Origin of the sequence: Azospirillum aestuarii (genome assembly GCF_016632405.1) — a bacterium.
GTDB classification, from domain to species: Bacteria; Pseudomonadota; Alphaproteobacteria; order Azospirillales; family Azospirillaceae; genus Azospirillum; species Azospirillum aestuarii.
Map to the genome: position 1 here is coordinate 1 of NZ_JAEPIV010000083.1, position 1938 is coordinate 1938.

Annotated in this window: 1 protein-coding gene; it reads left to right on the top strand. The window is 58.2% G+C overall.

Going from position 1 to position 1938, the window contains the following annotated elements:
• Positions 1 to 63 precede the first annotated feature (63 nt).
• Positions 64 to 1878, top strand: a complete 1815-nt coding sequence (locus tag JJL56_RS32665; RefSeq protein ID WP_200487925.1) for an ATP-binding protein — start codon at positions 64 to 66, stop codon at positions 1876 to 1878.
• Positions 1879 to 1938: the final 60 nt, after the last annotated feature.

The window sequence follows — 1938 nt, forward strand, 5'->3', positions numbered from 1 at the left end:
GGCGCCACCCATCGACGCGCCTTCGGGCAGCCCTTCCAAAACGCTGATGAATGATCCGGGCTAATGGCGCGCATTACTCGGGATTCCCCACGCTATGTGCGCACAAAACACTTCTACATGGCACGAGCGCAGCTCGCTGATTGCGGCGCCGTTCTCATCTCCGGCCCCCCTGGGGTCGGCAAAACGACGCTTGCAAACATGTTGATGCTGGACAGTGTGGCTGAGGGTTTCGAACCCGTTGCCATCCGACGTGAAGTTCGGGACGGTATAGCAAGATTCCGTCCAAGGACGCGCCAAGTATTCTGGTACGATGACTTCCTCGGCGCGACGTTCATCGGTGATCGCTCTCCTTTTGCTGAAAGAAACGAAGATGGCGATCTCGTCGACTTCATCGAGGCTGTCCGGGATGCCGGATCGAGGTTTCTGCTGACAACACGAGAGCACATTCTACAAGACGCACTGATGTCGTCAGGACGCCTCGCGTATAGCGGAGTGCCCAATTTATACTACCGCATGGCTCTCGAAGACCTTGAAGACGAGCAGCGTGCCAGAATCCTCTATAATCACCTCTACTTCGGGTCGTTGCCCCAGGAACACGTTGTAGCTCTGGTTACGGCGCCGGCGAAGCTGGTGGGCGCCGTTAAGCACCGAAACTTTTCGCCGCGTGTCGTCGAGTGGGTCACAGATTTCAAACGTTTGAAGGGCGTCTCCCCGAAGGACTACCCCGACCATCTGGAAGCCGCCTTCGATGATCCCGCGGCCTGTTGGGAAGACACCTATCGCAACCAAGTATCCGAAAGCGCCCGATGTCTACTGCTCGCCTTGTATTCACTCGGAGGCGAGGCGCGAGTGACAGATCTGCGGCGCGTATGGGAACCGCTTCAGGAACTTCGCCGCTCCCCTTCAGAGCGGCGGGAGGGGGCGTTCGACGAGGCGCTCCGCAGCTTAGACAATAGCTTGACTACGGTACACCAAGGCACCGTCACCTTCCTGAATCCCTCCATTAAGGAGTTCATCGGTGGCAAGCTTTCGGGCGCGATAGACAACGCCAGAGACTTGCTGCTGACAGCACGTTTGGTGGCACAACTCACTCAGATTTGGGCGCTCGCGGAAGCCAAACGTTCCAGTCCGCTCCGAACGTACATCCACGGCGACGGAGCCCCTGTACTGGTTGAAGCGCTAGCGCGGACCCTGCTTCACCCGTATCGTCTCCCAGGGGCACGCGGCCGCTCGCCAGTTGACATAGGTCCTGAGGCTAGGGCTGCGTTCGTGGCAAAAGTGTTGGTAGCCCTCGGCAGTCAGGGCAACATTTCCCTGCTACAGCAGGCGATCGGCCAAATGCTTGAGGTCTGGTCGGATGGATGGCGGCCGAACATCCCCAACGCTGTGGAATTGCTTTACGTTCTTTTCGACGGTCGTCCGCATTTTGATGGGAGCTGGGACAATCTTTTTCAGTCCGTTAAGATCGGAGTGCTTGGTGCACTTTTTCGCTCCGTACGGGCTTCGGACTTTCTCGAGATTCGGACTCTTGCCACAAAGCTTCCAGAGCGGTGGGCCTTTGACGACCACGAGAGATACACACAGGCATTCAAACGTTACATTGCCTCCGCATTCCCATTGGAAGTTATCCGCTGCAGGTCGTGCCGCGAGGTTATGTCCCTGACAGCGGTCTTGGGTGGCGCCTCCATTGGGACGGGTTTCGAGTGGCAGTCAACCTTCTCAATGCTTGAGGGGGCGATCCGGCGCCTTCCAGAGGTGGGTGAAACCGCTGAGCTGAAAGTTGACGCAGCTGCTGCTGGCAACGGTATGAGCGACGCGATGGTGGCGGCATTGTTCACTACACTTCTGCAGCACGAGGGGGCGCCTGCGCCCGTTTAGTACTACAGCTGGTCTTTATCGGTTTGGGTGCGGCGTTTCCAGTGGGAGCGTCGCGCCCGC

Coding starts and splice junctions, on each gene's coding strand:
- JJL56_RS32665 (WP_200487925.1), top strand. CDS start 64: ATGGCGCGCATTACTCGGGATTCCCCACGCTATGTGCGCACAAAACAC.